Genomic DNA, 24648 nt, shown 5'->3' with positions numbered 1-24648 from the left:
TGTACGCCCGAGAAGGTTAACGACCAAACCTATGTCTGCGCATGATAGCCCGAAAGTCACCGCCGACAGTATCCTGGCCGCCGCCCGTGCCGCGAAAGGTCGCGGGCTTCCGCCGGTACACAAATGGAATCCCCCCTTCTGCGGCGATCTGGACATGCGCATCGCCCGCGACGGGACCTGGTTCTACCAGGGCACGCCAATCGGTCGCCCGGAGATGGTGCGGATGTTCTCGACCATCCTCAAACGCGAGGGGGATGCCTATTTTCTGGTCACTCCCGTTGAAAAGGTCGGCATCACCGTCGATGACGCGCCCTTCCTGGCGGTCGATTTCGAGGTCGAAAATCCCGGCCCCGACCAGGTGCTGCAGTTCCTGACCAGCGTGGCCGACCGCGCCTCTGCCGGCCCCGACCATCCGATCCGCGTCACCCGCGACCCCGAAACCGGAGAGCCCGCCCCCTATGTGCTGATCCGCGACCGGCTGGAGGCGCTGATCGACCGCAAGAGCTTTTACCGGCTGGTCGATCTGGGCGTCACCCAGCCGCATGACGGGGCGGACTGGTTCGGCATCCGCTCGGGCGGGGAATTTTTCCCGATCATCCCCGCGAATGAGTTGACCGCCCCCTGACGGCCCCTATCGTCGGGCCAGTCCCCCCGAGGCCCTCCCATGCCCAGATTTGCCGCCAACCTGACCAACCTCTTCACCGAACTGCCCCTGCCCGAGCGCGTCTCGGCCGCAGCCGAGGCCGGTTTCGATGCCGTCGAGGTGCAGTTTCCCTATGACAGCCCCGCGATGGAGATCCGCAATGCCCTGGGGCTGACCGGGCTGCCGCTGGTGCTGATCAACGCGCCGCCCCCGAACTATACCGGCGGCACCGCCGGTTTCGCCGCCATTCCCGGCGGGAAGGACCGCTTTCGCCATGATTTCCGCCGTGCCCTGCGCTATGCCCAGTCTCTGAAGGCGCAGCATGTGCATGTGATGTCGGGCGCCGCCTGGGGGGACCAGGCGCAGGAAACGCTGATCGCCAACCTGAAATGGGCCTGCGATTTCGCCCCCGGCCAAAGCCTGGTGATCGAGCCGATGAATGCCCAGGACCTGCCCGGCTACTTCATGTCGTCCCTCGACCTGGCGACCGAAGTGCTGGACGCGGTGGGGGCCGCGAACCTGTCGCTGCAGTTCGACACCTACCATGTCCACCGGATCACCGGCGACGTGCCGGGCAGCTGGGCGCGCTACGGCGCCCGCGTCGGCCATGTGCAGGTCGCCGGGCTGACCGACCAGGGCGAACCCGACGATTCTGGGCCCGCCTTCGCCGATTTCTACGCCATGCTGGATGCTTCGGGCTATGCGGGCTGGGTCGGCGCCGACTACCGGCCACGCGGCCGCACGCTGGCCGGGCTGGGCTGGCTGGCCGAGGCCAGGGCGGGCACCGATGCCTTTCGCCGGCCCGCGTGACTGCTGACGGCAGGCTGTCAGCAGGGCTGTGCGAAGAGGGGTCATCGCAACCCCGAACGCAGGAGACTGCTATGACCCTCAGCGTCATCTGGACCGAGATCCCGGTCCGCAACCTGGAGACCGCCATCACCTTCTACAACACGGTCTTTCACTGGAACACCTCGCCCATGCGGATGGGGCCAGACCGCGTCGCGCCCTTCGGTCAGGGCGGCGTTGGCGGCGATCTGGTGGAAGGCCCCGTGGGCGAGGGCCGCGGCAATGTCATCCATCTGGTCGTGCCCGACACGCTGGAGGCTGCGCGCGACCGTGCCACCGCCGCAGGGGCGCAGATCGACGGGGATATCATCACCATCCCGCCGGGTCGCTACGTGCTGATGCGCGATCCCGACGGCAACCGCATCGGGCTGTTCCAGCCCGCCGCCTGAGGAAGGAAGGGCCATGCGCCGCGCCGACCGACTGTTCCGCATCGTCCAGCATCTGCGGGGCGGGCAGCTTGTCACCGGCGCGGCGCTGGCCGAGCGGATGGAGGTGTCGCTGCGCACCATCTACCGCGACATTGCCGACCTGATCGGATCGGGCGTCCCGATCGAGGGCGAGGCGGGCGTGGGCTATGTGATGCGCGCGGGCTACGACCTGCCGCCGCTGATGTTCACCTCGGAAGAGATCGTGGCACTGGTCGCCGGCGCCCGGATGATCCGCGCCTGGGGCGGCATCGCCATGGCCGCCGCCGCCGAGGAAGCCCTGGCCAAGATCGACGCCGTTCTGCCCCCCGAGGCGCGCACCCGCGCCGCCCAGGTCTCGGTCCACGCGCCGGGCTTTGCCACCCTGCCCGAGGCCCTGCGGGCCCGCCTGGACCGGATCGAGGCCGCGGCGCAGGGCCGGATCCGGCTGCATCTGGGCTATGTCGATGCCACTGGCCAGACCAGCGAACGCCCGGTGCGCCCGCTGGGCCTGTTCTTCTGGGGCAAGGTCTGGACGCTGGTGGCCTGGTGCGAATTGCGAAATGATTTCCGAACTTTCCGCCTGGACCGCATCGCCCTGATGAGCGAGGGAGAGCCCTTCCCCGCCAGCCCCGAACGCAGCCTGGCCGCTTTCTACGCGCGCGAACGCGCCCTGGGACGGATCCCCGAAGACGGCCCCCGCGATCAGTGACCGATCAGCTTGGCGCCGGCGCAGGCCTGGGCGGGGGTCTCGATCTCGAGTGTGACATGGGTCAGGCCGAAATCCTGCTGCAGCCGCGCCTTCAGGCTGTGACGGGCAGGGCCTGCGGGATCGGCGCCTTCTTCCAGCACGACATGGGCCTCCAGGGCGATTTCGTGCTCCTGCATGTGCCACAGGTGCATGTGGTGCACGTCGCGGACGCCTTCGGTGGCGCGGATGGCCCGGGCGACGTCCTCGACCGTGGGGCTGTCGGGGCTGCCCAGCATCAGCAGGCGGATCACCGGGCCGATCTCGGATCCGGCGTGCCACAGAATGTAGGCCGAGATCCCCAGCGTCACGATCGGGTCGATCAGCCGCCAGTCGTAGAGCAGGATCAGCACCCCGGCGACGATCACCGCGACCGAGCCCAGGGCGTCGGCGACATTGTGCAGGAAGGCGGCGCGCATGTTCACGCCCTCCTTGGCGTGGCGCAGGATCAGCAGCGCCGTCCAGGTGTCGATCACCAGCGCCACGACGGCCACGATCACCACGGTCCAGCCGTGGACCTCTTCCGGGGCGAACAGCTTTTCAATGCCCTGGAAGCCCAGCAGGATCGCGATGGTGATCAGGGTGGTATAGTTGATCAGCGCGGCGACGACCTCGGCCCGGCCATAGCCGAAGGTCATGCTGGCATCGGCAGGACGACGGGCGATCCGGCGGGCGGCCCAGGCGATCACCATGGAAAGCGCGTCCGAGAGATTGTGCACCGCATCCGCGATCAGCGCGAGCGAACCCGCGAACAGCCCCGCCGCGATCTGCACCAGCGTCAGCAGGATGTTGATCGCCACGGCGAAGGCCAGGCTGCGGTCTCCGGCCAGGTCGACATCATGGTGGTGGTGGTGATGGCCGTGGCCATGGTCATGATCGTGGTGATGGGCATGATCGTGGTGATGGGCATGATCGTGCGGCATTGCCGGCCCCCTTTCGTTTCGTCTTGCATGCGTCGACCGGCAAGATAGGACCTCTAGTGACTAGAGCTTCAAGGGGGCAAATGATGTTTTCCATCGGAGAGCTGTCACGGGAGACGGGCGTCAAAGTGCCGACGATCCGCTATTACGAGACTGCGGGCCTGCTGGCGGCGGACGAGCGCACCGAAGGCAACCAGCGCCGCTATGGCCGCGCCGGTCGCGACCGCCTGCAGTTCATCGCCCATGCGCGCGAGCTGGGCCTGTCGCTGGAGGCGATCCGTCACCTGCTGGAGCTGAGCGACCGGGGCCGGGACTGCACCGATGCCCATCTGATCGCCCGCCAGCATCTGGAGGACATCCGCGCGCGGATCACCCGGTTGCAACGGCTGGAAGCGGAGCTGGCGCGGCTGTCGGAGGTCTGTGATCACGGCCCCGGAGAGCCCTGTGGGCTGATCGCGGCGCTTGGCGACCATGGGCAGTGCCTGGGGGAGCACTGAGAGGGGGCTCTGCCCCCGTCTCCTGCGGAGACTCCCCCGAGGTATTTCAGGACAAGAAAATGAGGGGGGTCAGTGCGCCTCGGCCCAGTTGGCGCCCTGGCCCGCATCGACCACCAGCGGCACGTCGAGATGGATCGCGGGTTCGGCGGCGGTTTCCATGACATGGCGGGCGGCGGTGATCAGGGCCTCTTCGGCGCCCTTGTCGACCTCGAACACCAGTTCGTCATGGACCTGGAGGAGCATCTTGGCGGGGATCCCGGCGATCGCTTCGGGCATGCGGATCATGGCGCGGCGGATGATGTCGGCCGCGGTACCCTGGATCGGCGCGTTGATGGCGGCGCGCTTGGCAAAGCCCGCACGGGGGCCCTTGGCGGCGATTTCCGGCGTGTGGATCTTGCGGCCGAAGAGGGTCTGGACGAAGAGATGTTCCTGCCCGAAGGCCACCGTCTGATCCATGTATTCGCGGATCCCGGGGAAGCGTTCGAAGTAGCGGTCGATGAAGCCCTGGGCCTCGGACCGGGGAATGCGCAGGTTGCGTGCCAGGCCGAAGCCCGAGATGCCGTAGATGACGCCGAAGTTGATCGCCTTGGCCTGGCGGCGGATCTCGGGGGTCATCTGGTCGAGGGGGACGCCGAAGACCTCGGAGGCGGTGGCGGCGTGGATGTCCTGGCCCTCGTGGAAAGCCTGTTTCAGCGACTCGATTCTGGCCACATGGGCGAGGATGCGCAGTTCGATCTGGCTGTAGTCGAGCGAGACGAGGGTCTTGCCCTGATCCGCAATGAAGGCCTCGCGGATGCGGCGGCCTTCCTCGGTGCGCACGGGGATGTTCTGGACGTTCGGATCGCTCGACGACAGGCGGCCGGTGTTGGCGCCGGTCTGCAGGTAGGAGGTGTGCACGCGGCCCGTGTCGGGGTTGATGTGTTCCTGCAGGGCATCCGTATAGGTCGATTTCAGCTTTGACAGGGCCCGCCAGTCGAGGACCCGGCCCGGAAGCGCGTGTTCCGTCGCCAGGTCTTCGAGGATGTCGGCGCCGGTCGCGTAGGCACCGGTCTTGCCCTTGGTGCCACCGGGCAGGCCCATCTTGTCGAAGAGGATTTCGCCAAGCTGCTTGGGAGAGCCGACGTTGAAGGTTTCGCCGGCCAGTTCGTGGATCTCGGCCTCAAGCCCCGCCATCTTCTGCGCGAAGGCGTTCGACATCCGCGAGAGCGTGTCGCGGTCGACCTTGATGCCGTGCATCTCCATCTGGGCCAGCACCGGGGCGAGCGGGCGTTCGAGGGTCTCGTAGACGGTGGCCAGCTGCTCGCGGTGCAGGCGCGGTTTCAGCACCTGCCACAGGCGCAGGGTGACATCGGCGTCCTCGGCCCCGTAGGCGGTGGCCTTGTCGAGGGGCACGCGGTCGAAGGTGATCTGGCTTTTCCCGCTGCCCAGCAGTTCCTTCGTGGGGATCGGCACATGGCCGAGGTAGCGTTCGGACAGCGCATCCATGCCATGGGTGTGAAGCCCGGCGTTCAGCGCGTAGCTGATCAGCATGGTGTCGTCGAAGGGGGCGACGTCGATCCCGTAACGCTTCAGGATCTTGGCGTCGTATTTCATGTTCTGGCCGATCTTGAGGATGCTGTCATCCTCAAGCACCGGCTTCAGCATCCTGAGCGCCTCATCGAGGGGCATCTGGCCGGGCACGGCTTCGTCCGAGCGGAACAGCCCCTCACCGCTTTCGGCCTTGTGGGCAAGCGGGATGTAGCAGGCCTGACCGGGGTCGGTGGCCAGGCAGATGCCCACCAGGTCGACGACCATCTCGTCGAGGCCCGTGGTCTCGGTATCGACGGCAACATAGCCGCGCTCGCGGATGCGGTCGATCCAAGTCTGAAGCGTTTCGGCATCGCTGACCATCCGGTAGCTGGCGGTGTCGATGGCGGGCGCTTCGGGCGCATCCTGCGCGGCTGGGGCCGTGGGGGCATCGTCGATCTCGGGGGCGGCGGCGCCCATCTGCTCGGCCAGGCGTTTCGTGAGGGTGCGGAACTCCATCTCGGCCAGGAAACCCAGCAGGACCTCGGGCTCGGGGTCCTTCACCTCGAGGTCGTCGAGGGTGAAGTCGAGCGGCGTGTTGCACTCCAGTTGCACGAGCTTCTTCGACAACTCGATCTGGGCACGGTTGTCGATCAGCGTCTGGCGGCGCTTGGGCTGCTTGATCTTCTCGGCATTGTCGAGAAGCGTTTCCAGATCGCCCCATTCATTGATCAGCAGGGCTGCGGTCTTGATGCCGATGCCGGGGGCACCGGGCACGTTGTCGACCGCATCGCCCGCCAGCGCCTGCACGTCGACGACGCGCTCGGGACCGACGCCGAACTTGGCCTCGACGCCCTCGCGGTCGATGCGCAGGTTCTTCATCGCGTCCAGCATCTCGACCCCGCCGCCGACCAGCTGCATCAGGTCCTTGTCGGAAGAGATGATGGTGACGCGGCCGCCGGCCTCGCGCGCCTGGCAGGCAAGCGTCGCGATGATGTCGTCGGCCTCGTAGCCCTGAAGCTCCTTGCAGGCGATGTTGAAAGCTTCGGTGGCACGGCGGGTCAGCGGGATCTGGGGGCGCAGATCCTCGGGCATGGCCTCGCGGTTGGCCTTGTACTGGTCATAAAGGTCGTTGCGGAAGGTGTGACCCGACTTGTCGAAGACAACGCAGACATGGGTCGGCGCGTCGGGGCCGGTGTTGCCCTCGACATAGCGGTGCAGCATGTTGCAAAAGCCCGAGACCGCCCCGATGGGCGCCCCGTCAGACTTGCGCGTGAGCGGCGGCAGCGCATGATAGGCGCGGAAGATGAAGCCCGATCCGTCGATCAGGTGCAGGTGGCATCCCTTGCCGAAGCCGGTTTTGGTCTCGTTCATGTCAGGCCTCCTGTGCTGGCCCCGGTTCTGCCATGTTCCGGCAGGCGCGGCCACCGCCTTCGTGGCGCAAGGCGGGTCTGGTTTTCGGAAAAGGAAAGAAGGGGGCGCTGCCCCCTCTGCCGCCCGTACCGGGCGTCATTCACCCCTGGAGTATTTCCCGCCAGATGATGAAGAACCGGGCTTCCCTGTCATCTGACCGAAAATACTCCGGGGGAGTCAGCCGCAGGCTGGCGGGGGCAGAGCCCCCTTCCCGGATGCCAAATGACAGGACGCCGATCAGGCCTTGGCGGCGGGTGCCTCGGCCTCATGGCCTTTCAGGATGTATTTCGCGTCGCAATAGCCGCATTCCACGAAACCAGTGTCCTCGGGGATGTGCAGCCAGACGCGCGGATGGCCCAGGGCCCCCTCGCCGCCATCACAGGCGATCTTGCTGCTTTCCACGATCTTGGTTTCAGGCGCTTCGATCGGCATCGGCGGTCCCTCGTCTGGTCAGGGCCCGAAAGGGGCCATCGTCTTGGAATAACGTGAAAGCGCCGCGACACGCAAGACATGGCGCGGCGCTGGCCGGCGGGCTTAGCCTGCCGGTTGCAGCATGACGCCCAAGGGGCGCCCGCCAAGGATGTGCAGGTGGAAATGCGGCACTTCCTGGCCGCCGTGATCGCCCGCATTCGAGATGAAGCGCGCGCCCGGCGTGGTGGCAGAGGACACGCCGGCCATCTCGCACAGCCTTGCCACCGAACGGGTAAAATCGAGGATCTCTGCATCCGAGGCCTCGGCGCAGAAATGGTCATAGGTCACGTAGGCGCCCTTCGGGATCACCAGCAGGTGCACCGGGGCCTGGGGGCGGATGTCCTCGAAGGCAAGGGTATGCTCGGTCTCCAGCACGGGGGTGCTGGGGATCTCCTTGCGCAGGATCTTCGCGAAGATGTTCTGGTCGTCGTAGTCAAAAGCCATCGGGCACCTCAATCCAGGAACAGGTGGGGCAGAGACAGGATCTCCTGCGCCTCGTCATGGGACACCGAGAGGAAATCGGCAAGGGCGGCGGCGTTTTCCGCCAGGCCCGCGCCGTCTCGCAGGCGCAGCAGCCGGTCGAAGCCCGCGTCGCGGATCCGGTCGGTTTCGAAGGTGATGTCGTTGCGGATCGTCGGCAGCAGGCGTTGCAGGGTCTCGGGCGGGGTGTTCTGCCCGGCCAGCCCCACCCTGCGCGCGTGCCCTTCCAGGTAGGCGTCGCTGAAGCCGCAGTCGATGTCCAGGATCGGTGTCCGCGCCCGGTCCGAGCAGAAGTCATGCAGCAGATCCAGCCCCGAGGGATCCATGCAGATCACCAGCCGGTCGGTGCCGTAATAGTCGAACAGCATCCGCAGCAGCGCCCGCCGGTGCCGGGTGCGCTTTTCCATCGAGGTCTGGATGCCGCCCAGATCGGGCAGCGGGCAGACCTCTTCGTGGAAGAGGTATTCGACCACCGGCAGGCCGCTGCACTGATGGATCCGTTCCACCAGCCGCTTGGCGACATGCCATTTCTTGCAGATCACGATCATCAGCTCGCGCTCGCGCCCGAGCGAGCTTTCGGTCTCCCAGAAACGGGTGCCGAAGCGCCGCCCGATCCGGCCCCGCCCGGTCAGGAAATGATAGAGCGGCCGCCCCTCGTCGGAAATGCGGAATTCCAGTCCGCGGGCAGCATAGAGCGCCCCCAGCCGCTCCTTCATCTGCTGCGCCTCGGGAGAGATCTTGCGCGCGAACAGGTAGTCCTGGTTCAGCAGCAGCCCGTAATGGTCGTTGTAGAAGGTGACCGGCATCCCGTAGTCGCTGAACATCAGGAAGGTCAGCGTTCGGCGGCGGATCTGCCGTGTCGGCACCAGATGCGGCACCAGCGTCTGGAAGAAGGTCTCGTCCGGGATCCAGGTGGTGCGGAAAAAGCGCGGCACCTCGGGGCGGGCATCGCAGAAGGCCAGGATCGCCTCGATCGTGGCGCGGCGCAGGCACCACCATTGCGATCCGATCATGATCTGCAGATCCGCCGGCACCGGCCGCGTCAGCCCCAGTTTCTGCTGCAGGGCCAGACCCTTGTAGAACAACCACTTGTGCCTGCGTTCATTGAAGAAATGGCGGTAGATCAGGCGCTCTTCGCGGATGCCGGTCTTGATCCAGCCCGAGGTGAAGAAATCGAAGCTCTCGATATAGTCGACTTCCTCGCGGTCGAGGAAGTCATGGGCATATTCCGCCGTCTTGATCGCCATGCAATCGCCCGAGAGCATGTAGAAATGCGTGGCCCTGGGAAAGGCCGCCACCGCCGCCTGCACCGCCAGCAGCGTCGCCTCGACCAAAGACCATTCGCCCCAGCCGCATTTCGCCCGCCGCCGCGCGAAGGTCACGTTGGGATTGTCCGCCAGAGCGGTGCGGATCTTGTGGTAATCCACGGGCCGGGCGCGGGCATCGAAATGGATGGCCATGTAGTCGCCCACGGCGGTCAGCCGCTGCGCCTGCTCGATGATCCCGTCAGGATCCTTGTGACACAGCAGTATGAACGCGATTCTCGCCATGCGGTGCGCGGCCCTCCCCCCGGGATTCTGCCTCAGATTGGCACAGGAGGCACTACCAGAGATTGAAATCAGAGAGAAAACTTGCTCTTCTGGCAGGTAATTCCGCCAGGGCGCGGCACGACAGATCGGGAGGCAAGCGAATGGGGTTCCCGGGAACCTGGATGACGGAAAGCGAAAGCGTTCTCTACCGGGTCGTGCCGAAATGTGCCTGCTCGACCATCGGGCAGATCCTGTACTATTCCGACCATGGTCGCTTCTTCGAAGGCGACATCCACGATGCCACCGAAGGGCTGCACAAATGGTCGCAAGAGGCCAGCCAGCCGCGCATCGAAGCCGCCGCACGCGATCACACGGCCTTTGCCTTCACCTGCGTGCGCAACCCCTATACCCGCATCCTGTCGAGCTTTTTCGACAAGGTCTGCGGCATTCAGAGGAACGGCAACCGCTACCGCGGCAACCTGGTGCCGCTGCTGATCCAGAAATACGGCATCGAGGTCGGCGGCCCGGACGGCAAGGACGACTTCGACCAGATCCGCAGCTTTCGCCGGTTCCTGCTGTTCGCCCGCGACACCATCCGCTGGCGCCGCCCGATGGAGCCCGACATCCACTGGTCCGCCATGTCGGGCCATGTCGCGACCTTCATCGCCAATGGCGGCCGCTACGACCGGATCTTCTGGACCGAGTCTTTCAACGAGGGGATGCAGGGCGTGCTGGACCGGATCGAGACCCCGGTGCCGGTCGATCTGGCCACCATCCCGCGCTTCAACGAAAGCGAAGGCCACGGGCCCCGCCGCGCCCACCCGGTCGAGGCCTATTTCGACGACCTTTCGATGCATCTGGTCTACGAGATGTACAAGCGCGACTTCCAGCTGTTCCGCTATGATTTCGAGACCCCCGCCAACAAGATGCCGGTGGGCGAAATCGACCTGGACGAGGTGCACGCCAAGCTGGGCGACTAGGGGCGCTGCGGCAAAGGCAGGCCCAGATAGCCGAAGGTGGCCCGGGCCAGCCGGTCTGGCAGGTCGGCCGTATCGCCCCGCGCCAGCGCGGCATCGGTCAGCGCGGTGGTGATCACCTGCAGGTCGCGGGCCGCCCCGTCGGGCGCGGCGATCCCGTGCCTGCCCAGCAGGCCCGACAGCAGGGCGGTGATCTGCGCGTCCAGCGCCGCGGTTTCAGCCTGCAGCGGCAGGGTGGGCTCCAGCGCCTCCAGGGCGGCGATCCGGCAGGGGCGCGACAGGTGATGGTCCAGCACCACAGCCAGGATACGGCGCAGCAGGGCAGGCAGATCCCCGGGACCGGCACAGGCGCGCTGCAGATCGGCCAGCAGGGCGGCGCGCATCCGGCGGATCAGCTCGGCCAGGATGGCCTCCTTGCCGGGATAGTACTGGTACAGCGACCCGATCGAGACCCCGGCCAGATCGGCCACCGCATTGGTGGTGACCGCCGCCGCCCCGCCATGTTCCAGAATGCGAGCTGCGGCCTCAAGGATCGCATCACAAGTCGCCCGGGCCCGCGGCTGCACCGGCGTTTTCCTTGGCGTGACAGCGGGATGATCAGACAAGGCGGCCCCTTCCCGGATGCGAGTGGCCCCCGATGGCCCCTGCCGCGAAACTTGGCCACATCCGCAACCGATGCAAGAGGCCCCGATGACCCAGACCTATTTCCTGCTGCTGACCGCCCTGCCCGCCTTCCTGTCGATCCCCCGCGCCGAACGCGATGCCCTTGGCTGGCAGGCGGTACAGGCGGCGGGCCTGACCGGCGTGCGCTTCTTCGATGCCGAGGCGTTCTCGGCCCGCTGTTCCGACGTGATGATGGTCGAGGGGATGAGCCCCCGCGCCTTCCACCGCGCGATCGAGGCCCTGCGGGACGGTCCCGTTTTCACCACGCCCTGGTTTCGCCTGGAAGATATCGTGGTCACACTAGAGGGCGGACACCAGATGATGCGTCACCCATAGAGCAAAAAACCCTGCCGGACGAACCGGCAGGGCAAGGTTTTGCATCGCGCCCCCCGGAGGGACACGCAACACAGGCGGATCATGATGGAAAGACGGTCAGCTCATCTCCGAGCGGATTTGCTGGCGCAGCAGGTCGATGGGGACGGTCTGGCCGTCCTTCTTGAAGCACCAGTAGGTCCAGCCGTTGCACGAAGGCGCGCCCTCGAGCTTGGCGCCGACCTGATGGATCGAACCCTTGACGTCATCGCCCACAAGCGTGCCATCGGCGCGCACCTTGGCCTTGTGACGCCCGTTCATCGACCACAGCTCTTCTCCGGGGCGCAGCAGGCCGCGTTCGACCAGCTGGCCGAAGGGCACGCGCGGCTCGGCACGCTTGGCGGTCGAGACGTTCAGGGCCTCGTTGTCGAACTTGCGGACCTGGGCGATGCGCTTTTCGGCAACCTTACGGTAGGCTTCCTCGCGCTCGATCCCGATGAAGTCGCGGCCCAGCATCTTGGCGACGGCCCCCGTGGTGCCGGTGCCGAAGAACGGGTCCAGCACGACATCGCCGGGGTTGGTCGAGCCCACCAGCACGCGATGCAGCAGCGACTGCGGCTTTTGCGTCGGATGGGCCTTGTCGCCGTTTTCGTCCTTCAGACGCTCGCCGCCGTTGCAGATCGGCAGCACCCAGTCCGAGCGCATCTGCGTGCCCTCGTTCAGCGCCTTCAGGGCTTCGTAGTTGAAGGTGTACTTGGCCTTCTCGGATTTCGAGGCCCAGATCATGGTCTCGTGGGCGTTGGTCAGCCGCTTGCCGCGGAAATTCGGCATCGGGTTCGACTTGCGCCAGACCACGTCGTTGAGGATCCAGAAGCCTTCGTTCTGAAGCGCGGCACCGACGCGGAAGATGTTGTGATAGCTGCCGATCACCCAGATCGCCCCGTTGGGCTTGAGGATCCGGCGCGCCGCCTTCAGCCAGTCACGGGTAAAGCGGTCATAGGCTTCGAAACTGGCGAACTGGTCCCAGTCATTGTCCACCGCATCGACCTTGGAATTGTCGGGACGGTGAAGATCCCCGCGAAGCTGCAGGTTGTAGGGCGGGTCTGCGAAGATCAGGTCGACAGAGTTCTCGGGGAGGGAATTCATCACCTCCACGCAATCTCCGGACAAAATACTATTTAGTGGGAGCATGTTAGCCCCCTTCACAGGTTTACGGATCATGTGCTCTGCCTCGTGACGGCGCTGTTTTTCGCGCTCGTTCTTGTGCTTGCAAGATGAGTCAAAGCGGAATCGGCGTCAATTTGTTTATTTGAATGAGGGTGTTAGTTTTGCTCTCGACACAAGATACTGCGCACGGGCGCGAAAGAGCGTCTATGATGTGGGGTGACACCAAGATCCAGTAGCGCCTGTTTGTGGGCCTGGGTGGGATACCCCGCGTTCTGATCCCAGCCGTAGCCGGGATAGTGTTGCGCCAAGTCCCGCATCACCCTGTCGCGGGCGATTTTCGCGACGATCGAGGCCGCCCCGATGGACAGCACCCTGGCGTCCCCCTTGACGATGGCGGTGGCCGGAAGGTTCAGCGCCTTCGGGATCCTGTTGCCGTCCAGCAACACGTGATCGGGGCGCTCGGTCAGCCCCGCGATGGCGCGGCACATCGCCAGATGGCTGGCCTGCAGGATGTTGAGGCTGTCGATTTCCTCGACCGAGGCTTCGCCGACCGACACCAGATGATCGGCCATCAGCTGGTCATGGATCACGTCACGGCGCTTCTCGCTCAGGCGTTTGGAATCGTCGATGCCGGGCGGGATGCAGGCGGCATCCAGGATCACCGCGGCGGCGGTCACGGGACCGGCCAGCGGGCCGCGGCCGACCTCGTCGACGCCGGCAACAAGGATCAGGCCCTGGGCGATCAGGGCGGCTTCGGTGGCGTAATCGGGGCGCGGTCTGTCGGTCATGGCCTGTCTTGGCAAAGGCCGTGACAGCACGCAAGGGCGCCCGGCGGAAACGGGCAACGGAAACGAGGGGGGCCTGGGGACGCCCCCCTCGTCTGCCCCCGGACGGATGGGTCCGAAGGCCTGCCCGAATGACGGCGCGCCGGGGCGATGCGGGGCCGTCATCCTGCCTGCAGGTCAGTGGCGGTCGCGGTCCCAGTCATGGCGACCGTCGCGGCGGTCGTCCCAGCGGGCATCGCGCCAGTCGCGGTGGTCGCGGCGATCATCGCGGAAGCGGTCGGGGACGCGGCGCGGATCGGGGCGAAAGTCGCGCGGCAGCGGGCGCACGGCCATCGGTTGGGGGCGCGGGCGCGGCGGCTCGACCCGGTAGTAGCGCGGCTGCTGACGGTTGTTCTCATTGATCAGCGCCGAGCCGATGATGGCCAGCGCCGTGGCGCCGACGATGACCTTGGCGACGTCACCATTCTGCTGGGCGGCCGCGGGGCTGGCGCCGATCATGCCCAGGGCGATGGCCGCGGCTGCGGTCCCGGTGACCAGGCGGCGCGGAAGGCTTGCGATGCGGATCATGGCGATCTCCTTTCAGGTGTATGGCTGCGTCCCGTTCAACCGGGCGATTCTGCCGCGGCGGGCCGTGCCTGACTGAGGGCAAACTGGGGTCACTCCCCCCTGCCGGGCAATATCAGCCCCGTGATATCGGATAGCATGAGCGGAAAAGGCCCTGTTTTGCTGGCCGTTATCGGATAACACCGGCAGGAAGCCGCCATGATATTGCGTGACGCTGCGTGCCTGGGTCACAGTGCCCGCATGACACCGAACCGCCCCCCCCTCTGGCCGCGCATCGCGGCCCTGACCCTTCTGGCCCTTGCCGCCCTGGCCGTCCCGGCCAGTGCCAGCGCCGGCTGCTATGCCGATTACAAGGCCCGGCGCGACCGCCCGTATGAACTGATCTACGGCGTCATGCAGGTTTCCGCCTGCTCCAAGGCCGAGGTCAGCGACGACATGCGCAAGCGACTTGCGAAGGCGGGCTATGACCTGCTCAATATCGTGTCCGTCTTCGACGAGAGCGGACTCGACAGCAGGAAAGCCAATGCCGGACCCTTCTATCTTCGCTTCTGACCTGCGCCGCTCGGGCACCCGGGCGGTGGTGATCGGCCTGGCCGCGGTGGTGGGCATCCTGGCCCTGGCCGCCGTCTTCCTGTTCCTGAACCTGCCCGATGCCGGCGCCTTCAACGACCAGGTCGAACAGATCTTCGTCAACAACGACCTGACCACCCAGGCCGAGGTCAAGCTGCTGAACATCCTGGCGCTGTCGGGCACGGCCTTCTCGGAAACGCTGACCTCGTACCGGATGGTGATCTTCGTGCTGCTGGTGTTCTCGGCGGCGCTGCTGCTGGCCGCGCTTGGCGCGATCCTGATGCTGGTCATGCTGAACCGCCGCATGGCGCAGATCGAACGCGCCGGGATCGAGGTCAACTCCCTGATGATCTCGCGCGAGGAAAAGACCGTCTACCTCAACAACCTCGGCTTCAAGCTGACGGATGCCGCGCTGGAGACCCTCTCGGTACTGGCCGAAGCGCGCCTTGATGATGAGGTCCTCTCGGGCGCGCAGATCGAATCCGTGATCTCGGGCAAGGCGGAAACCGATTGCGAGGAAGCCGCCGGCGCCACCCGCATCAAGCGGCTGCGCGACACGCTGGGCAACCAGATCGTGTCGGAACTGCTGGTCAAGAACATCGCCCGGCGCGGCTATGTCCTTTCGGTCGGCAAGGACGTGATCCGGATGCTCTGAGGGGCTTGCCATCCCGGCCCGCCCCCGGGATCCTGCGGCAAAAGGGGGCCTTCATGACCAGAACCATCGACCTGAATTCCGACCTGGGCGAGGCCTACGGCCCCTGGGCCATGGGCGACGACGACGCGATGCTGGGCATCGTCACCTCCGCCAACATCGCCTGCGGCGGCCATGCCAGCGACCCCGACACCATGCTGGCCAGCCTGCGCCTCTGTGCGGAAAAGGGCGTCAGCATCGGCGCCCATCCGGGCTATGCCGATCCGCTGGGCTTCGGCCGCCGGGTGATCCCGATGACGCCCGCCCAGATCACCGCCATGACCGCCGCGCAGATCGGCACGCTCGCCGGCATCGCGCCCCTGGCAGATGCACGCGTCACCTACGTGAAGCCTCATGGTGCACTCAACAACTTCGCCTGCGTCAACCGCCCCGCCGCCGATGCCATCGTCGCAGCCATCCGCGCCCAGCCCGGCACCCTTGCCCTCCTCGCCGTCTCGGGGACGGAACTGGAAAAGGCGGGCCATGCCGCGGGCATCCCGACCGTCTCGGAAATCTTCGCCGACCGCGGCTACACCCCCGAAGGCCAGCTGGTGCCCCGCAGCACCCCCGGCGCGATGATCCACGATCCGGCCCAGGCCGCCGACCGCATCCTGCAGTTCCTCGACACCGGCCTGATGCCCACCGTCGGCGGCGATCCCATCCCGTTGGCCGCCCAGTCGATCTGCGTGCATGGCGACAGCGCCACCGCCGTCGCCATGGCCCGCGACCTGCGCGCCCGCCTGACGGCCGCCGGCATCACCCTCGCCGCCTTCGCCTGATCCATTTTCTTGTCCGAAATACCTTCGGGGGGATGAATTGCGTCGCCAGACGCAAGAAGGGGGGCCGACAGCCCCCCTTCCCTTTCCGCAAGACCCAAACCTCAGCTCGGCGACAGCCCCCGCAGCTTCTCGCTGCGCCGGCGCAGCAGCTCGACCGTGGTCAGCAGCAGGATCGAAATCGCCACCAGGATCGTCGCCACCGCCAGAATGGTGGGGGAAATCTGCTCGCGCAGGCCGGTGAACATCTGCCAGGGCAGCGTCTTCTGGCCCGCGCTGCCGACGAACAGCACCACCACCACCTCGTCGAACGAGGTGATGAAGGCAAACAGCGCCCCCGAGATCACCCCGGGTAGGATCAGCGGCATCTGCACCCGGAAGAAGGTGGTGACCGGGTTCGCCCCCATGTTCGCCGCCGCCCGCACCAGGCTGCGGTCAAAGCCCACCAGCGTCGCGGTGACGGTGATGATCACGAAGGGAATGCCAAGCGCGGCATGGGCCAGCACCACACCCCAATAGGTCCCCTGCAGGCCGATGCGGGAATAGAAGAAATACATCCCCGCCGCCGAGATGATCAGCGGCACGATCATCGGAGAGATCAGGATCGCCATGATCCACTGCCGGAACGGCACATGCGGCTGGCTCAGGCCGATGGCCGCCAGCGTGCCAAAGCCCACCGCCAGGATCGTCGCCACCGGCGCGATCCGCACCGAGTTCCACAGCGCCCCCTGCCAGTCAGAGCTGGTGAAGAAGTCACGGTAGTGCTTCAGCGAATAGCCTGCGGGATCGAAATGCAGCATGGCGGGCGTGAAGGTAAAGAAGTTCTCGGCGTTGAACGACAGCGGGATGACGACCAGGATCGGGGTGATCAGGAACACCAGGATGGCGCCCGCGATGGTGCGGAAGGCATAGTGCCACAGCACCTGGCCCGGGGTCAGGTAGGGCGGCAGCTCGGTCCGGTAGCGCCCCGAGGCCAGCCAGAAGGTGATGTGCCCGAAGAAATACCCGAACAGCACCCCCATCACCGCGCCGGGGATGCCGCTGAACAGCGCCCCCGCCGCGGCAAAGACCACGGCATAGCCCCATTTGGCGGCCTTTTCCTGCGCCCGCAGGAATTGCACCGACAGGAAGGACAGCGCGAACATCAGCACCGCCCCCCCCAGGATCCCCGCCAAGCCCGAGCCCGACGCGGTGCCGATGAACAGCCCGAAGAAGGCCCCGAAGCCGGCACAGACGCTTGCGGCAAAGGCGGCAGAGGTCGGTTTTGCGATGGTAACGGCCATGATGCCCTCCTCAGCCCAGCTTGACGTTGTCGATGCCGACGATGCGGTCGTAGGCCCAGTACAGAAGCAGCACGATGACCAGCAGGATCGCGCCAAGCGCCGCCCCCAGACCCCAGTTCAGCGAGCTGGAGATATGATAGGCGATCCGGTTCGAGATGAACGTGCCGGTGGTGCCGCCGACGATTTCCGGCGTGATGTAGTAACCGATGGCCAGGATGAACACGAGGATCGACCCTGCCCCGATGCCCGGCACCGACTGCGGGAAATAGACCCGCCAGAACGCCGTCCAGTTGGTCGCGCCCAGCGATTTCGCGGCCCGCAGATAGGTCGGCGGAATGCCCTGCATCACGGAATAAAGCGGCAGGATCATGAAGGGCAGCAGGATGTGGGTCATCGCCACGATGGTGCCGAACTGGTTGTTGATCATCACCAGTCGATGCCCGTCATCGACCAGCCCCAGCCAGACCAGAACGTCATTGATGACGCCCTGCTGCTGCAACATGATCTTCCAGGCTGAGGTCCGCACCAGCAACGAGGTCCAGAACGGCAGCAGCACCAGGATCATCAGCAGGTTCGACTTGGACGCCGGCAGGTTGGCCAGCAGCCAGGCCACCGGATAGCCCAGCACGATGCAGGACAGGGTGATGACGATGGACATGAACATCGTGCGCTTGAACAGCATGATGTAGATCTGCTGATCGACATCGCGCGGCTTGATGCCGTCGGGGGTCAGCTGCAGGTCGACGGCGTTCAGGAAATAGCCCGAGGTATATTCGCTGCTGTAGGTCTGGATCGTCGCCCAGACCGAAGGATCGATCCATTTCTCGTCGGTCTGCGCGAAAAATTCACGCAGCGGCACGACCTGGATCTGGTCCATGGCGGCCTTGGTGGTCTTCAGCAGGTCGGCCTCGGGGCCGGTATAGCCCGAGACATCGGCGCCCTGCAGATCCTGCACCAGCCCCACATAGACCGAAGGCCAGGTCTTTTCCTTCGAGACGGTCTTGCCGTCCTCCAGCGCGGTGAAGACCGCGAAATCGGTATAGGCCCGGGTGGTATCGGGCAGCAGCGCGGCAATCTTGGCCGAGGGGGCAAAGCCCACGTCGCCGCTCAGGTGTTCGCCGGCCATCTTGCGGATCCGGCCCAGGGCCGCATCGACATAGGAGGTGTCCGGCCCCCCCTGCCCCTGCATCAGCGTGTAGACGACCTGCGGATCGCTCCAGCGCGGGTCGATCTTCTTCAGCTCTTTCAGGTAATCCTTGCCCAGCCCCTCAAGCTTGCGCCCCGAGGAACGGAACATCGACGACAGGCCGGTCTGCTCGTAGTTCAGCCGGGTGCCGAGCTTGGTGTGCACCTTCGCCTCGGCGGCGATGTACATGTCGAAGTAGAAATCCTCGAACACCTTCTCGGAGGGCGGCTGGCCGGTGGTGTGGTCCCAGCTTTTCAGCGCAGCGGTGGTGACGGGCAGCGTGTCCGGGACGATGTCGTTTTCGACCGAGCGGAACAGCATGTCCGCGATCGGCGCGATGAAGGTCACCAGGACGAAGATCAGCAGAGGCGCGATCAGTGCCAGCGCCCGCATCTTCTGGCGCCGCAGCGCCCGGTTCAGGCTGCGTTTCAGGGGCGTGCCATCGGCCGCCAGCATCGGGCCGGTGCGGGCCTTGTCCCTGGACAGCATGCCGCCCATCGGACCGGTCTGGGTCGTGTCGCTCATGTGGTCCCTGTCGGTTTTTCGTGTTGTTGCGTGCCCCCGTCCTTCGTGGCGGAAGCCTCCCCTTGCAGTGGCGGGCCGGACCGGCCCGCCACCTGTTCAGCGGCGCGAGGCCAGGATCACTTGGCCAGCCAGGCCTGGAACTTGGCGTCGATGTCGTCGCGGTAGTCGGCCCAGAACTCGTAGTTATAAAGCAGCGTGTTCTTGGCGTTCTCGGGATCGGTCGGCATGTGCTGCTTCATCGCTTCCGGCACCAGCGGGGCCGAGGACTTGCGTGCCGGACCGTAGGAGATGTACTTGGCCTGGTCGGCCAGACGCTGGGTATCGGTGCCGAAGTAGAGGAACTTCTTCACCGCCTCCAGGTGCTCGGGCGACAGGCCCTTGGGAATGATCCAGCCGTCCAGGTCATAGACCTGCATGTCCCAGATCATGCCGACCGGCTGGTGCTGATCGACGATCACGGAATAGAGCCGGCCGTTGTAGGTCGAGCCCATGAAGATTTCCTTGTCGGCCAGCAGCTGCGGCGTATCGGCGCCGGCGGACCACCAGATCACGTCGCTCTTGATGGTTTCCAGCTTCTTCAGCGCACGTTCCTGGCCTTCGTCGGTGGCCAGGACCTTGTAGATGTCGTCCTTGGCCACGCCGTCGCAGTAAAGCGCCCATTCCATGTTGGCGATCGGGCGTTTTTCCAGCGCGCGCTTGCCGGGGTATTTCTTGATGTCGAACAGGTCGCAGATCGACGAGGGCGGGGCTTCGCCGGCGGGCACCATGTCGGTGCGGTAGCCGACAGCGGTCGAATAGACGATCTGCGGGATGAAGCAGTCAGACACCAGCATGTCGCCGAAATCGTCCGAGGCCTTGGTGCCGTCGGGCGCCGGGGCCAGGACCTCATCGGGGTCGATCTCTTCGGCCAGACCTTCGTCGCACAGGCGGATGGCGTCAGCGGCAACCACGTCCACCAGATCCCAGGTGACATTGCCGGCCTCGTTCATGGCGCGCAGCTTGGCGACGGCCTCGGCCGAGGATTCATCCCAGGTGACCGAGATGTCGGGATGCTCCTTCACATAGGGTTCCACATAGGCCTTCAGCTGCGAGTTCTGGTAGGCCCCGCCCCAGGACACGAACGTCAGGTCCATCGCGTTGGCACCGCCGGCCACCAGGGCCAGAGCCGTGCCTGCCAGCAGGGTTTTCGTGATATGCATGTCAAACTCCCTTATCGCCCGGATACTTGGTGATAGGACCCCGCGCCCCGGGCGGGACGGTCGGGATCTCTGGACCCCTCGCGCGCCGCATGTCCGGTGCCGCGCGCGAAGGGAAAGACGTCAGGCGTCGAGCGCGCGGCAATCGTCGGGCAGCCAGCCGATCTCGACCTGCTGCCCCTTCTTCAGACGGACCTGATCGGGGGCGTTGCGGGTCTTGACGACGAAATCGTCATTGCCGGCCACCCGCAGACGCGTGCGGAAGATGTCGCCCATGTAGATGAATTCCAGCACCTCGGCCTTTAGCAGATGGGCGCCTTCCTGCAGGCGGTCGCGGTTCATCTCGACCCGCTCGGGGCGGATCGACACGCGGGTGCGTTGCCCCGGCTCGCTGACGTTGACGGGCCGCGCCGCGATGATCTCTCCGCCATCCAGCTGCACGGTGCAGCTGCGCGGGCCGGTCATCTCCTTGACGGTGCCTTCCAGGGTGTTGTTCTCGCCGATGAACTGCGCGACGAAACTGTTTTCCGGCTCTTCGTACAGCACGTCGGGCGGCGCCAGCTGCTGGATGCGGCCATCGTTGAAGACGGCAACGCGGTCCGACATGGTCAGCGCCTCGGTCTGGTCGTGGGTGACGTAGACCGTGGTGATGCCCAGCTCATGCGCAAGGCGCGTGATTTCGAACTGCATGTGCTCGCGCAGCTGCTTGTCGAGCGCGCCGAGCGGTTCGTCCATCAGCACCAGCTCGGGTTCAAAGACCAGGGCCCGGGCCAGCGCGATGCGCTGCTGCTGACCGCCCGACAGCTGCGTCGGACGACGGCCGGCGAACTTGCCCATCTGCACCATGTCCAGCGCCCGCTTGATCTTGGCCTCGCGGTCGGACTTGCCCATCTTGCGCACTTCCAGCGGGAACGAGAGGTTCTCGGCCACCGACATATGCGGGAACAGCGCGTAGTTCTGGAACACCATGCCGATGCCACGCTTGTGTGGCGGGATGTTGTTGATCGGCCGCCCGTCCAGCTTGATCTCGCCATAGGTTGCGGTCTCGAAGCCCGCGAGCATCATCAGGCAGGTCGTCTTGCCCGAACCCGACGGCCCCAGCATGGTCAGGAATTCCCCCTTCGGCATCGAAAGGTTCAGATCCTTCACGACCAGAGTCTCGCCGTCATAGCTTTTCTGCACGCGCTCGAAGGCGACAAACGCCTCGCTTTCGGATGTTGCTGCCAATTCCGGCTCCCCGTTTTTCGTTTTTTCTTCGCGGAAAGTTGTCCCCGCGTTAGCCTTGGATCCAGGGGCGCCGCCCGGTTGGCTTCCCCTGCGTCCTGATCGCGACCCAGCCTGCGCATTCTGGGCCCTGTGCCAACTGAATGATGGCATTCCATCACACAGTGTCACGCATGAATCGTATTCGCGATTAGATATTACTCATGTCCGCCCAAGCTTCACATCCCGACCAATGGATGAAAACCCTATTTTTCCACTATTTTTGGCGATTGATGTTGCGGCTGGCGGAATGCTCAGCAGATAAGCGCGCGGAAACCGCACTGTTCGCAAGGACCTCGGAACAGGTCGTTTTCCGGCAATTCACTTGCGGGTGGGTTCGCCTCTGAATAGCGTTCAGTTGTGAGGGGACAATATCGATGACCGGACAGAAGCACGATCTGCTGCGGGAAGGCCGCGTGGCGCGCCGTCAGAGGCGCAATCGCGAGGCTCTGATTCGCGCCGCCAGCGACGTGATGTCCGAGAAGGGAATCGATGCCGCCACCATGCTGGAGATCGCCGACCGCGCCGACATGGGTGCCGGCACCGTCTACAACTACTTCCGTTCCAAGGACGACCTGGCCGTCGCCGTGCTCGAGGAGATCATGCAGGACCTGGCACTGCGGATCGAACAGGCCTCGGATGACATCGACGACCCGGCGCTGATCTATGCGATGACGCTGGTGACGGTGCTGGACACCGCCACCACGGATCCGCGCTGGCGTCAGCTGCTGGGGCGTTCGGGCATCGTCGCCGACGCGATGGAACACCGCATCGGCCCCTTTGCCGTCGACCTGCTGAAGCGCGGCGGCTGCCGGGGCCGGTTCTGGGGCGCCGAGGCCGTGCTGACCTGGCAGATGACCACCCATGCGATCGTCGGCGTCGCGCTGTCGGTGCTGCGCGACGGCCAGCCGCAGACCGCCCTGACCGCAGCCGCGCTGCGCCTGCTGTGTCTGGCCGGGCTGCCGCGGCAGGATGCCGCCGCGCTGCTGGCGGCCCCGCATCCCGCCCTGCCCCCCGAAACCGCGCTGCACCCCCTCTTGCCCGAGGACTGAGGCAGCGACGCCGCCCGGGCGGGACGAATTTCCCACACCCTCGGGCAAAGTCCGCAGGCCGGGCGCAAGCGGCGTTCAAGCGGCGGTCCGGCGATGTTACCCTGCGGACACCTTCCTGACCGGACCGACCCTGCCATGGACAAAGCCCCGCCCTCTGCGCGGGTGACGGCCACGCCTTGCCGCCTGCCTGCCGCCGCCCCGCCGCCACTGGCCACCCAGCAGGAGCGCGACCGGCTGCGTGCCGCCCTGCTGGCGCTGCGCGGCGGGACCTTCGACATGGGCGCAGCACAATCGCTGCACCCGGGCGATCACGACGCGCCGCGCATCCGTGTGCGGCTGCAGCCCTACCGGCTGTCCGCCACCGCGGTGACGCGCGCCGAATACGCGCGCTTTGTCCTCGCGACAGGTCACCGTGGCACGGCCGAGCGCCAAGGCCACAGCCAGGTCTTCCAGCTGCTGCTGGCCGATCCCGACAGCCACCCCCGGCCCCTGCCCCGGCACCCCTGGTGGCGCCAGGTCCGGGGCGCCTGCTGGGCCCATCCCCAGGGTCCCGGCAGCCACTGGCAGGACGCCCCCGATCACCCGGTCACCCATGTCAGCCATGACGACGCCCTGGCCTATTGCCGATGGGCCGGACTGCGCCTGCCATCCGAGGCACAGTGGGAACATGCCGCGCGGGGCGGGCTGAAACGGCGCAGCTTTCCCTGGGGCGACGCGATGATGCCCGGCGGCTTTCACTGCATGAACACCTGGCAGGGGGATTTCCCGGTGCGCAACAGCGCCCTCGACGGCCATGCCGCGACCGCCCCCGTCACCGCCTATGCCCCGAACGGGCTGGGCTTCTACAACATGACGGGCAATGTCTGGGAATGGGTGCAGGACCGTTTCGGCCCCCGGCCGCAGACCCCGCGCCTGCCGCTGATCGACCCCACCGGGCCCGACGAAGGGCCCCTGCGGGTGATCCGAGGCGGGTCGTTCCTGAGCCACATCAGCCACGACCCCCGCTGCCAGGTACATTCCCGCAAGGCGGCGGAACCGGGCCTGACCCGGTCTGACATCGGCTTTCGGGTCGCAGCCCCCGCCGGCTGAGCGGCCGGTTCAGAACAACCCTTCTTCCTTGGCGATCAGCGCCGCCTGGGTGCGGTTCGCCGCCCCGATCTTGCGATAGAGCGTCTTGACGTGCAGCTTCACCGTCGGTTCGCTGACATCAAGGTCGCGGGCGATCTGCTTGTTCGACTTGCCGACGCTCAGCCCCTCCAGCACCTCAAGTTCGCGCTGCGACAGCTTCTGTGCCAGCGGATGCAGGGCAACCTCTTCCTGCGCCTTCATGAACTCGATCGGGGCGTATTGCTCGCCCATCTCCATGAAGCGCACGGCATTGACCAGCGAACGCGCCGACAGCGACTTGGGCAGGAACCCCGCAGCACCGGCCGACAGCGCCTCTTCGGCGACTTCGCGGTTCGCCACCCCCGAGATGATGGCGACGCGGTGGCGCCCCGGCAGCGTCAGCATCTTGCGCAGCCCGTCCAGCCCGTTCATCCCCGGCATCTGGTAATCCAGCAGCACCACGTCAAAGCCCGCCCCATCGGAGGCCGCCACGAGGGCCTCGTCCAGGGTGGCAACGGCGCAGGTCTCGATACCCGGTTCGCCTTGCAGAAACAGGTTCAGGGTGTCCCTGAGAAGTTCATGATCGTCCGCAATAAGTACTCGCACCGTCCAGCCATCTACCTACGGACCCGGCCCGGCCCGACGGCCGCCACGGATCAGATTCCATTCCCTTCCCCTGCCGGCGCCACGGCGCCAACACGCCCCACCGGCCGGAACCCGCACACTGACGGGCCAGAGGCCATCCCCTTCATCTCACGCATCTTTACAGAGGCCGTCGTGGCGGGCAGAAGGCCTGGGCGTTCACCTACCCAATCGTATGCGACGCCTCTCCGAAAGGATATATTCACCTGTGTCGCACAGGGGAAGGGCCCGACGTGATCTTCGCACGTCTCCTTGCCCCGCGCCGCAAGGCCCGTCGGGCACCTGCTGTGCCAGTATTGCCGCACCTTGGGACAATTGACTTCGGATGGGCCCGGTTTATCAGCATCCCGGGCAGGCAAGACGTGATCAGATCCTATATTCAGCGCAGTCTGGATCCGGGGATCACCCGCCCGACCCAAAGCCCGGTCCGCC

At 65.9% G+C, this 24648-nt stretch carries 26 protein-coding genes; 12 read left to right on the top strand and 14 right to left on the bottom strand.

What is annotated here, in order from left to right:
* Nucleotides 1-31: 31 nt before the first annotated feature.
* The 4 genes from AC2ITM_RS01655 (at nucleotide 32) to AC2ITM_RS01640 (ending at nucleotide 2605) form a co-directional block, all read left to right on the top strand.
* Entirely contained in the window at nucleotides 32-625 is a 594-nt protein-coding gene (locus AC2ITM_RS01655; RefSeq protein WP_486468104.1) for a DUF1285 domain-containing protein, read from the top strand.
* A gap of 39 nt (nucleotides 626-664) precedes the next feature.
* Entirely contained in the window at nucleotides 665-1453 is a 789-nt protein-coding gene (locus AC2ITM_RS01650) for a hydroxypyruvate isomerase family protein (RefSeq protein WP_486468103.1), read from the top strand.
* A 71-nt stretch (nucleotides 1454-1524) separates the two neighbouring features.
* Nucleotides 1525-1878 (top strand): VOC family protein, encoded by a 354-nt coding sequence (locus AC2ITM_RS01645; RefSeq protein ID WP_486468102.1) that lies wholly within the window; start codon nucleotides 1525-1527, stop codon nucleotides 1876-1878.
* Between the two features lie 13 nt (nucleotides 1879-1891).
* On the top strand, nucleotides 1892-2605 hold the full coding sequence (locus AC2ITM_RS01640) for a helix-turn-helix transcriptional regulator (protein ID WP_486468101.1): 714 nt from the start codon (nucleotides 1892-1894) through the stop codon (nucleotides 2603-2605).
* Here the strand turns inward: AC2ITM_RS01640 and AC2ITM_RS01635 are convergent.
* Nucleotides 2599-3564, bottom strand: coding sequence for a cation diffusion facilitator family transporter (locus AC2ITM_RS01635; RefSeq protein ID WP_486468100.1), 966 nt, complete (start codon nucleotides 3562-3564; stop codon nucleotides 2599-2601). The two genes, AC2ITM_RS01640 and AC2ITM_RS01635, sit on opposite strands and share 7 nt — an antisense overlap.
* A gap of 83 nt (nucleotides 3565-3647) precedes the next feature.
* Between AC2ITM_RS01635 and AC2ITM_RS01630 the strand changes: the two genes are divergently transcribed.
* The gene (locus AC2ITM_RS01630) at nucleotides 3648-4058 is read left to right on the top strand and encodes a MerR family transcriptional regulator (RefSeq protein ID WP_486469373.1); all 411 of its coding nucleotides are present in this window, start codon (nucleotides 3648-3650) and stop codon (nucleotides 4056-4058) included.
* A gap of 69 nt (nucleotides 4059-4127) precedes the next feature.
* On the opposite strand, the gene polA is transcribed toward AC2ITM_RS01630, so the two are convergent.
* The 4 genes from polA to AC2ITM_RS01610 all read right to left on the bottom strand — a co-directional run bounded on the left by polA (nucleotide 4128) and on the right by AC2ITM_RS01610 (nucleotide 9478).
* The gene (polA, locus tag AC2ITM_RS01625; RefSeq protein WP_486468099.1) at nucleotides 4128-6938 is read right to left on the bottom strand and encodes a DNA polymerase I; all 2811 of its coding nucleotides are present in this window, start codon (nucleotides 6936-6938) and stop codon (nucleotides 4128-4130) included.
* A 276-nt stretch (nucleotides 6939-7214) separates the two neighbouring features.
* Nucleotides 7215-7409: a zinc-finger domain-containing protein gene (locus AC2ITM_RS01620; protein WP_486468098.1), complete on the bottom strand. Its 195-nt coding sequence runs from the start codon at nucleotides 7407-7409 to the stop codon at nucleotides 7215-7217.
* A gap of 102 nt (nucleotides 7410-7511) precedes the next feature.
* A complete protein-coding gene (locus AC2ITM_RS01615) occupies nucleotides 7512-7892 on the bottom strand; it encodes an HIT domain-containing protein (RefSeq protein WP_486468097.1) in 381 nt (126 codons plus the stop codon).
* Between the two features lie 8 nt (nucleotides 7893-7900).
* Nucleotides 7901-9478, bottom strand: coding sequence for a DUF5928 domain-containing protein (locus AC2ITM_RS01610; RefSeq protein WP_486468096.1), 1578 nt, complete (start codon nucleotides 9476-9478; stop codon nucleotides 7901-7903).
* A gap of 140 nt (nucleotides 9479-9618) precedes the next feature.
* Between AC2ITM_RS01610 and AC2ITM_RS01605 the strand changes: the two genes are divergently transcribed.
* Nucleotides 9619-10437, top strand: a complete 819-nt coding sequence (locus tag AC2ITM_RS01605) for a sulfotransferase family protein (RefSeq protein WP_486468095.1) — start codon at nucleotides 9619-9621, stop codon at nucleotides 10435-10437.
* Here AC2ITM_RS01605 and AC2ITM_RS01600 read toward each other — a convergent pair.
* Nucleotides 10434-11000, bottom strand: coding sequence for a TetR/AcrR family transcriptional regulator (locus AC2ITM_RS01600; RefSeq protein ID WP_486468094.1), 567 nt, complete (start codon nucleotides 10998-11000; stop codon nucleotides 10434-10436). The two genes, AC2ITM_RS01605 and AC2ITM_RS01600, sit on opposite strands and share 4 nt — an antisense overlap.
* A gap of 124 nt (nucleotides 11001-11124) precedes the next feature.
* On the opposite strand from AC2ITM_RS01600, the gene AC2ITM_RS01595 reads away from it, so the two are divergent.
* Nucleotides 11125-11433, top strand: coding sequence for a darcynin family protein (locus AC2ITM_RS01595; protein WP_486468093.1), 309 nt, complete (start codon nucleotides 11125-11127; stop codon nucleotides 11431-11433).
* A 96-nt stretch (nucleotides 11434-11529) separates the two neighbouring features.
* Here AC2ITM_RS01595 and AC2ITM_RS01590 read toward each other — a convergent pair whose 3' ends face one another.
* The 3 genes from AC2ITM_RS01590 to AC2ITM_RS01580 all read right to left on the bottom strand — a co-directional run bounded on the left by AC2ITM_RS01590 (nucleotide 11530) and on the right by AC2ITM_RS01580 (nucleotide 13928).
* Entirely contained in the window at nucleotides 11530-12630 is a 1101-nt protein-coding gene (locus tag AC2ITM_RS01590; RefSeq protein WP_486468092.1) for a DNA methyltransferase, read from the bottom strand.
* A 101-nt stretch (nucleotides 12631-12731) separates the two neighbouring features.
* Nucleotides 12732-13364 carry a ribonuclease HII gene (locus tag AC2ITM_RS01585; RefSeq protein WP_486468091.1) on the bottom strand — a complete coding sequence of 211 codons (633 nt, stop codon included), beginning with the start codon at nucleotides 13362-13364 and terminating at the stop codon, nucleotides 12732-12734.
* A 174-nt stretch (nucleotides 13365-13538) separates the two neighbouring features.
* A complete protein-coding gene (locus AC2ITM_RS01580; protein WP_486468090.1) occupies nucleotides 13539-13928 on the bottom strand; it encodes a hypothetical protein in 390 nt (129 codons plus the stop codon).
* Between the two features lie 237 nt (nucleotides 13929-14165).
* Between AC2ITM_RS01580 and AC2ITM_RS01575 the strand changes: the two genes are divergently transcribed.
* Genes AC2ITM_RS01575 through AC2ITM_RS01565 form a run of 3 tightly spaced genes read left to right on the top strand, consistent with a single transcriptional unit; the run spans nucleotide 14166 to nucleotide 15965 of the window.
* Nucleotides 14166-14477 (top strand): hypothetical protein, encoded by a 312-nt coding sequence (locus AC2ITM_RS01575; RefSeq protein WP_486468089.1) that lies wholly within the window; start codon nucleotides 14166-14168, stop codon nucleotides 14475-14477.
* On the top strand, nucleotides 14449-15150 hold the full coding sequence (locus AC2ITM_RS01570; protein ID WP_486468088.1) for a winged helix-turn-helix domain-containing protein: 702 nt from the start codon (nucleotides 14449-14451) through the stop codon (nucleotides 15148-15150). Before AC2ITM_RS01575 ends, AC2ITM_RS01570 begins: the two co-directional genes overlap by 29 nt.
* 53 nt (nucleotides 15151-15203) lie before the next feature.
* Nucleotides 15204-15965 carry a LamB/YcsF family protein gene (locus AC2ITM_RS01565; protein ID WP_486468087.1) on the top strand — a complete coding sequence of 254 codons (762 nt, stop codon included), beginning with the start codon at nucleotides 15204-15206 and terminating at the stop codon, nucleotides 15963-15965.
* Nucleotides 15966-16066: 101 nt separating this feature from the next.
* On the opposite strand, the gene AC2ITM_RS01560 is transcribed toward AC2ITM_RS01565, so the two are convergent.
* The 4 genes from AC2ITM_RS01560 to AC2ITM_RS01545 all read right to left on the bottom strand — a co-directional run bounded on the left by AC2ITM_RS01560 (nucleotide 16067) and on the right by AC2ITM_RS01545 (nucleotide 21379).
* Nucleotides 16067-17245 carry an ABC transporter permease gene (locus AC2ITM_RS01560; protein WP_486468086.1) on the bottom strand — a complete coding sequence of 393 codons (1179 nt, stop codon included), beginning with the start codon at nucleotides 17243-17245 and terminating at the stop codon, nucleotides 16067-16069.
* A 10-nt stretch (nucleotides 17246-17255) separates the two neighbouring features.
* Nucleotides 17256-18956, bottom strand: coding sequence for an ABC transporter permease (locus AC2ITM_RS01555; protein WP_486468085.1), 1701 nt, complete (start codon nucleotides 18954-18956; stop codon nucleotides 17256-17258).
* 116 nt (nucleotides 18957-19072) lie between these two features.
* Entirely contained in the window at nucleotides 19073-20155 is a 1083-nt protein-coding gene (locus AC2ITM_RS01550) for an extracellular solute-binding protein (protein ID WP_486468084.1), read from the bottom strand.
* Between the two features lie 120 nt (nucleotides 20156-20275).
* Nucleotides 20276-21379 carry an ABC transporter ATP-binding protein gene (locus AC2ITM_RS01545; RefSeq protein ID WP_486468083.1) on the bottom strand — a complete coding sequence of 368 codons (1104 nt, stop codon included), beginning with the start codon at nucleotides 21377-21379 and terminating at the stop codon, nucleotides 20276-20278.
* Between the two features lie 413 nt (nucleotides 21380-21792).
* On the opposite strand from AC2ITM_RS01545, the gene AC2ITM_RS01540 reads away from it, so the two are divergent.
* On the top strand, nucleotides 21793-22467 hold the full coding sequence (locus AC2ITM_RS01540) for a TetR/AcrR family transcriptional regulator (protein ID WP_486468082.1): 675 nt from the start codon (nucleotides 21793-21795) through the stop codon (nucleotides 22465-22467).
* Between the two features lie 135 nt (nucleotides 22468-22602).
* Nucleotides 22603-23556, top strand: a complete 954-nt coding sequence (locus tag AC2ITM_RS01535; RefSeq protein WP_486468081.1) for a formylglycine-generating enzyme family protein — start codon at nucleotides 22603-22605, stop codon at nucleotides 23554-23556.
* 9 nt (nucleotides 23557-23565) lie between these two features.
* Here the strand turns inward: AC2ITM_RS01535 and AC2ITM_RS01530 are convergent, their stop codons facing one another.
* Nucleotides 23566-24180, bottom strand: coding sequence for a response regulator (locus AC2ITM_RS01530; RefSeq protein ID WP_486468080.1), 615 nt, complete (start codon nucleotides 24178-24180; stop codon nucleotides 23566-23568).
* Nucleotides 24181-24648 lie beyond the last annotated feature (468 nt).

This window comes from Pseudooceanicola sp. NS-SX9, assembly GCF_057380705.1.
The sequence above is the reverse complement of the archived record's forward strand: the minus strand, read 5'-3'. Positions and strand labels throughout refer to the sequence as shown.

Excerpts from the sequence above, each read along its gene's own strand:
- AC2ITM_RS01535 (WP_486468081.1), top strand. The coding sequence starts at position 22,603 with ATGGACAAAGCCCCGCCCTCTGCGCGGGTGACGGCCACGCCTTGCCGC.
- AC2ITM_RS01570 (WP_486468088.1), top strand. The coding sequence starts at position 14,449 with ATGCCGGACCCTTCTATCTTCGCTTCTGACCTGCGCCGCTCGGGCACC.
- AC2ITM_RS01575 (WP_486468089.1), top strand. The coding sequence starts at position 14,166 with ATGACACCGAACCGCCCCCCCCTCTGGCCGCGCATCGCGGCCCTGACC.
- AC2ITM_RS01585 (WP_486468091.1), bottom strand. The coding sequence starts at position 13,364 with ATGACCGACAGACCGCGCCCCGATTACGCCACCGAAGCCGCCCTGATC.
- AC2ITM_RS01565 (WP_486468087.1), top strand. The coding sequence starts at position 15,204 with ATGACCAGAACCATCGACCTGAATTCCGACCTGGGCGAGGCCTACGGC.
- AC2ITM_RS01615 (WP_486468097.1), bottom strand. The coding sequence starts at position 7,892 with ATGGCTTTTGACTACGACGACCAGAACATCTTCGCGAAGATCCTGCGC.
- AC2ITM_RS01635 (WP_486468100.1), bottom strand. The coding sequence starts at position 3,564 with ATGCCGCACGATCATGCCCATCACCACGATCATGCCCATCACCACGAT.
- AC2ITM_RS01605 (WP_486468095.1), top strand. The coding sequence starts at position 9,619 with ATGGGGTTCCCGGGAACCTGGATGACGGAAAGCGAAAGCGTTCTCTAC.
- AC2ITM_RS01655 (WP_486468104.1), top strand. The coding sequence starts at position 32 with ATGTCTGCGCATGATAGCCCGAAAGTCACCGCCGACAGTATCCTGGCC.
- AC2ITM_RS01550 (WP_486468084.1), bottom strand. The coding sequence starts at position 20,155 with ATGCATATCACGAAAACCCTGCTGGCAGGCACGGCTCTGGCCCTGGTG.
- AC2ITM_RS01590 (WP_486468092.1), bottom strand. The coding sequence starts at position 12,630 with ATGATCCGTAAACCTGTGAAGGGGGCTAACATGCTCCCACTAAATAGT.
- AC2ITM_RS01540 (WP_486468082.1), top strand. The coding sequence starts at position 21,793 with ATGACCGGACAGAAGCACGATCTGCTGCGGGAAGGCCGCGTGGCGCGC.
- AC2ITM_RS01555 (WP_486468085.1), bottom strand. The coding sequence starts at position 18,956 with ATGAGCGACACGACCCAGACCGGTCCGATGGGCGGCATGCTGTCCAGG.
- AC2ITM_RS01620 (WP_486468098.1), bottom strand. The coding sequence starts at position 7,409 with ATGCCGATCGAAGCGCCTGAAACCAAGATCGTGGAAAGCAGCAAGATC.
- AC2ITM_RS01560 (WP_486468086.1), bottom strand. The coding sequence starts at position 17,245 with ATGGCCGTTACCATCGCAAAACCGACCTCTGCCGCCTTTGCCGCAAGC.
- AC2ITM_RS01610 (WP_486468096.1), bottom strand. The coding sequence starts at position 9,478 with ATGGCGAGAATCGCGTTCATACTGCTGTGTCACAAGGATCCTGACGGG.
- AC2ITM_RS01630 (WP_486469373.1), top strand. The coding sequence starts at position 3,648 with ATGTTTTCCATCGGAGAGCTGTCACGGGAGACGGGCGTCAAAGTGCCG.
- AC2ITM_RS01645 (WP_486468102.1), top strand. The coding sequence starts at position 1,525 with ATGACCCTCAGCGTCATCTGGACCGAGATCCCGGTCCGCAACCTGGAG.
- AC2ITM_RS01650 (WP_486468103.1), top strand. The coding sequence starts at position 665 with ATGCCCAGATTTGCCGCCAACCTGACCAACCTCTTCACCGAACTGCCC.
- polA (WP_486468099.1), bottom strand. The coding sequence starts at position 6,938 with ATGAACGAGACCAAAACCGGCTTCGGCAAGGGATGCCACCTGCACCTG.
- AC2ITM_RS01595 (WP_486468093.1), top strand. The coding sequence starts at position 11,125 with ATGACCCAGACCTATTTCCTGCTGCTGACCGCCCTGCCCGCCTTCCTG.
- AC2ITM_RS01580 (WP_486468090.1), bottom strand. The coding sequence starts at position 13,928 with ATGATCCGCATCGCAAGCCTTCCGCGCCGCCTGGTCACCGGGACCGCA.
- AC2ITM_RS01640 (WP_486468101.1), top strand. The coding sequence starts at position 1,892 with ATGCGCCGCGCCGACCGACTGTTCCGCATCGTCCAGCATCTGCGGGGC.